General features: G+C 30.7%; 5 protein-coding genes. All 5 read left to right on the forward strand.

What is annotated here, in order from left to right; all coding sequences use genetic code 11:
* The first annotated feature begins 81 nt into the window (after positions 1 to 81).
* The 5 genes from queA (CLORY_RS22420) (at position 82) to CLORY_RS22440 (ending at position 4,516) form a co-directional block, all read left to right on the forward strand.
* Complete coding sequence (gene queA, locus CLORY_RS22420; protein ID WP_169911730.1) at positions 82 to 1,116, forward strand: tRNA preQ1(34) S-adenosylmethionine ribosyltransferase-isomerase QueA; 1,035 nt, start codon at positions 82 to 84, stop codon at positions 1,114 to 1,116.
* Between the two features lie 16 nt (positions 1,117 to 1,132).
* Entirely contained in the window at positions 1,133 to 1,411 is a 279-nt protein-coding gene (locus CLORY_RS22425; protein WP_079428755.1) for a PqqD family protein, read from the forward strand.
* A gap of 324 nt (positions 1,412 to 1,735) precedes the next feature.
* Positions 1,736 to 2,782, forward strand: a complete 1,047-nt coding sequence (gene queA / locus CLORY_RS22430; RefSeq protein ID WP_169911731.1) for a tRNA preQ1(34) S-adenosylmethionine ribosyltransferase-isomerase QueA — start codon at positions 1,736 to 1,738, stop codon at positions 2,780 to 2,782.
* Between the two features lie 13 nt (positions 2,783 to 2,795).
* A complete protein-coding gene (locus CLORY_RS22435; protein WP_139376128.1) occupies positions 2,796 to 3,233 on the forward strand; it encodes an RpiB/LacA/LacB family sugar-phosphate isomerase in 438 nt (145 codons plus the stop codon).
* A 5-nt stretch (positions 3,234 to 3,238) separates the two neighbouring features.
* Positions 3,239 to 4,516: an MFS transporter gene (locus CLORY_RS22440; RefSeq protein WP_079428761.1), complete on the forward strand. Its 1,278-nt coding sequence runs from the start codon at positions 3,239 to 3,241 to the stop codon at positions 4,514 to 4,516.
* Positions 4,517 to 4,848: the final 332 nt, after the last annotated feature.

A 4,848-nucleotide genomic window follows, 5' to 3' on the forward strand; every position in this document is an offset into this window, starting at 1 on the left:
TTAATACATATATTGACATTAAAGTAATTATGTGCAATCATGTAATTATTAATAACATGTAATGTTTAGAGGAGGATGTTTATGAAGATTGATAATTTCAATTTTGATTTGCCAGAGACTTTAGTTGCTAAAAAGTTGTGTAATCCTAGAGATGGAGCTAGAATGGCTGTGTTGAATCGAAAGAATAATGAGATAGTTGATGATTATTTTTATAATATTATCAATTATTTTGAGGAGGGTGATCTATTTGTTATTAATAACACAAAAGTTTTTCCTTGTGTTCTAAGAGGTAGAAAGGAAAATGGTGGACTAATTGAGATTAAACTCGGATCTCGTAAAGATGAATACATATGGGATTGTATTGTTGAATCTGCCAGAGAATTAAAAACTGGTGAAAAATTATTTTTTGGAGATAATAATGAAATAATTGCTAATGTTATTGAAAGAAATTCATTTGATACTGGTTATTTAATGAAATTCGATTCAGAGACTAATATAGAAGAGCAAATAGAGAAAATTGGTTCATACTTTTTCCCTATTTATTTACCTCAAAAAATAGACAATCCTGAAGATTACCAAACCATTTATGCATCTGAATGGGGATCTATGCAACCACCAGTAGCAGGAATGCATTTTACTGATGAATTATTCAAAAAAGCGAAAGATAAAAACATAAATGTATGTAATATAACCCTTCATATTGGAAGGTTAGATAAACTTGCTCTTCAGAATGGAAAAATGGAAATAGAAGAGCATAAGATGTATAAGGAACATTATATTTTGGATGATGATACCGCTAAATTGATTAATAAAACAAAAGAAAATGGAAAGAGAATTGTGGCTATTGGAACTACTGCAGTAAGGACACTTGAATCCATTGCTGATGAGAAGGGATATGTTCATGGTGGTGAAGGGTGGACAGATCTCTATATATATCCAGGTTATAAATTTAAAATTATAGATGCCTTGCTTAGCAACCTACAACCACCGATGACAACTAACCTTATGTTAGCTTGTGCATTTGGCGGTAGGGAACAAGTAATGAACCTATATGAGCATGCTGTAAGGGATAATTATAAATTTTTAGAGTACGGAGATTGTGCTCTATATATTTAGGTAAAGGAGAAATAGTATGGTTTATATTAAGTCCGAAGATATATACTGGGCTTTTAAAGAAGGACTAGCAGTTGTTAAAGATAGTACGAATGACTTGTTTTTTCCTCTTGATGATGTTGGAAGTTTAATTTGGGACATGATAGATGGAGTTAATTCGGTTGAAGATATAGCTACGGAAATTGTTTCTGAATTTGATATCGATGAGGAAACAGCTAAAGAAGACCTTTTAGTCTTTATAAACGAACTTATGGATTATCAATTAATAAGAATTGTAGAAACAGAAAAGAGTATGTAAACTGTTGCTGTTAATGAACTCATCAGCTATTTTATTATAGTGGAGTAGACGAGAGTATAAATAATTGTATTTCGAAACTCAGATAATTCTGTAATTTTTTAAAATCCATTAAGAGAAAGGAGGTGAATTTGGATGAAGAAAGTAAAGAGGCAATATAAACGTCCAACACTTAAGGCAATGCCGTTATTCAAAGATTTATTAGCAGTGCGTGGCATTTCAATTTAGCCTATATTTATTCATTACTAATGTACCGTATGCGAAAGGTATGATTCTTTTATAGAATTTATACCTTTTGTATAAATTAAATGAATGGAGATAATGGTTATGAAATTAGAAACTTTCAAATATGATTTACCAGAGCAACTTATTGCGCAACAGACTATATATCCTAAACATTGCTGTAGAATGATGTATGCAAACCCTAAAACTGAAGAAATTAAAGATTTTCATTTTTACGATTTCAATAATTTCATTGATTCAAACGATGTTATTGTAGTTAATGATACACGAGTGTTATCAGCTGTTCTTAGAGGAAAGAGACAAAACGGATCACAGATTGAAATAAAAATGGTATCTAGAAAAGAAAATAATGTGTGGGATTGCGTTGTGGAATCTAGAAAAGGTGTAGAAATTGGCGAAAGATTATATTTTGGCGAGAATAGCGAACTTGTTGGTAAAGTTATAAATGAGAATTGGTGTGAAACTGGATGGTTAATTAAATTTAGTATTAATAATGGAAGTGTGGAGGACGAAATAAAGAAGATTGGTCAGTATTTTTTACCGTTACATTTACCACAAAAGTTGAATGATAACGAAGATTACCAAACAGTATATTCTAAAGTTGAGGGTTCTCTTCAACCGCCAACTGCTGGTCTTCATTTTACTGATAAATATTTGAATTTTTTGAGTGAAAAAGGAATTAAAATAATTAAGATTACTCAACATGTTGGACGTTTAGATAAGAGGTTAGAGAACGATAACATAGAAAGTCATCAAATGTACGAAGAACATTATGATGTAAGTGAAGAAGCTGCATCTGAGATTAATCAAGCAAGAAAAAATGGAGGGAGGATAATTGGAATAGGTACAACTGTTACTCGAACGTTAGAAACAGTTGTTGATGATGATGGGATAATCCATTCTGGCTCTGGTTGGACAAAACTATACATATATCCTGGTTTTAAATTCAAAGCTATAGATGCATTACTCACAAATTTTCAAAGTCCTGGTATAACAACTCTTATTCTTGCATGTGCTTTTGGAGGAACAGAATTTACTTTAAATGCGTACAGAGAGGCAGTTAGGAGAAACTATAGATTCTTAGAATTTGGAGATTGTATTTTCTTTGAAAACACAAAATCCCATAGATAAAGGAGTTAAAATTATGAAGATAGCTTTGGGAACTGATCAAAAATCAGTATTATATGACGAAGTGGTAAAATATTTAAGTAAAAACGAAATAGAATATGAAGACTTTCATAATGATAACAATAATTGGTGCGATGTTGGTATTAAAGTTGGTGAAAGTATATCTAAACAGTTCTGTAATGAAGGAATTCTACTTTGTTCTACCGGAACTGGAGTAGCAATAGCTGCAAATAAAGTTAAAGATATAAGAGCTGTTTCATGCTGCAATTCAAAGATGACAAAAATGGCTAAATATTGGAATCATGCAAATGTTTTATGTATTGGAATTCAATTTGTTAATATATCAGATCTAAATGAAATACTTGATTCTTGGTTTTCTACCCCATATGGTAACGGTGAAGCAGGATATGCTATAGATACGTTGCATGACTATGAGTTATCGATAAGAGGATAACAACAATGAATGGAAAAGACATTAGAAAAAATTTGTGTGATTTACATTTTAATTTGTTTTGCTTAGGGCAAATATTCTTTGAGTTTAGCAATATACTTTTTGCAGTAGTTCTTACAATATCGGTATACAGAGTCACTCAAAGTGGATATAGCATATCCACTTTGATGTTTATTAAATACTTACCGGTGATTTTGTTAGGACCTATTGCAGGCGTATTTGTTGATAGGTACAAGAAATACAAATTAATGACATTGTGTTTGGCAATATTTATTGTGATTTTGATTTTAATACATTTAACAATAAATTTATTCGAAATTTATATATTCCTATTTATATATATGGTTATGTTCACTCTATATAAACCTGCAAGATACGTTTGCGTACCAGTTATTGTGCAAAATAAAAAATTATTGATCGCCGCAAATTCAATATTGATGTGTGCGGAGGAAGCGACAGGAATATTTGGATCATTGATTGTATCTGTGTACGAGTCTAAGAATACATCTTCAACACTGTTTAGCATGTTACCTATTGTTTCAATGTGTATCGCGCTTCCGATTACATATATGGCATTAAAGAAAAAAGAAAATGATTTGTATAAAAATAGAAATAATTCTGAGATATCAGATGATACTTCTAAACAAAAAATAGATTTTGGAAAGTCTATTAAGGAATTAGTTATAGGATGGAAATATTTTAAACAAAACAAAGCATTATTTCCGTTAGCTATTATCGTATCAATAACTTGGTTGGGGATTGGCTCATTTACTTCAATACACTTAATCTATATAGTGAAATATCTGAAAATTCATGATTATTATTATGGATATGTAGCTTCAATACTTTCTATTGGAAGCATATTAGGATACATTCTATGTCCTATATTGGTTGATAAACTTAACATAAATAAATATAAAATATGGGCGTTAGGGTTTCTAATTGCTGCTTTTAGTATTGTTATGGCAATATATACTAATGGCTTTTACTATTTTGTATTTGTATTATTGCTATTTTCTATATCTACTGGCTGTGCAAATACTGTAGAAGAGTCATTAGAACAGGAACTTCCTATTGAAGAACACAGAGGTAAGGTAATTAGCTTCATAAGTACAATAGGTACAATAGGATTTTTAGTAGGAACTGTTGGTGCGCCATTTTTAACAGATTACATAAATATTAGATATATTCTTATCATTAGTGCTGCTTCATGTTTCGTTGTATCTGCTTTAATAAGAAAAAATTATTTAAAAAGAGTTTCAGATAAACTTTTTATTAAAAATTGAGTTGGATATTAAATTACTTAGCAGAATACAGAGAAGAATAAAAAGAAAGCTTTATTAGTAAAAGTCTCATGGTAATTGCATTTTCGGAGGACATAAGTTACGTATGATACCAGCTTGAAAAGTGGATAGTGTAAAGTTTGCTATGAAAAAAATTTAGAGAAGAAAAGTAAGATTGAAAAGCGAAAAAGAAGAAAAAAAGCAAGGAAAAATAGGTAGGAGGAAGAAGTCGCCACCCTTGACAGCATGACAAATTAATGCAGTGAGGAAAGTATTAACGGCGAAGGAACTCAAAAACAGAGAGATATAACCGTCAATATCACAGCATTGTAGCA

Source organism: Clostridium oryzae, assembly GCF_002029235.1.
GTDB lineage: Bacteria > Bacillota > Clostridia > Clostridiales > Clostridiaceae > Clostridium_AE > Clostridium_AE oryzae.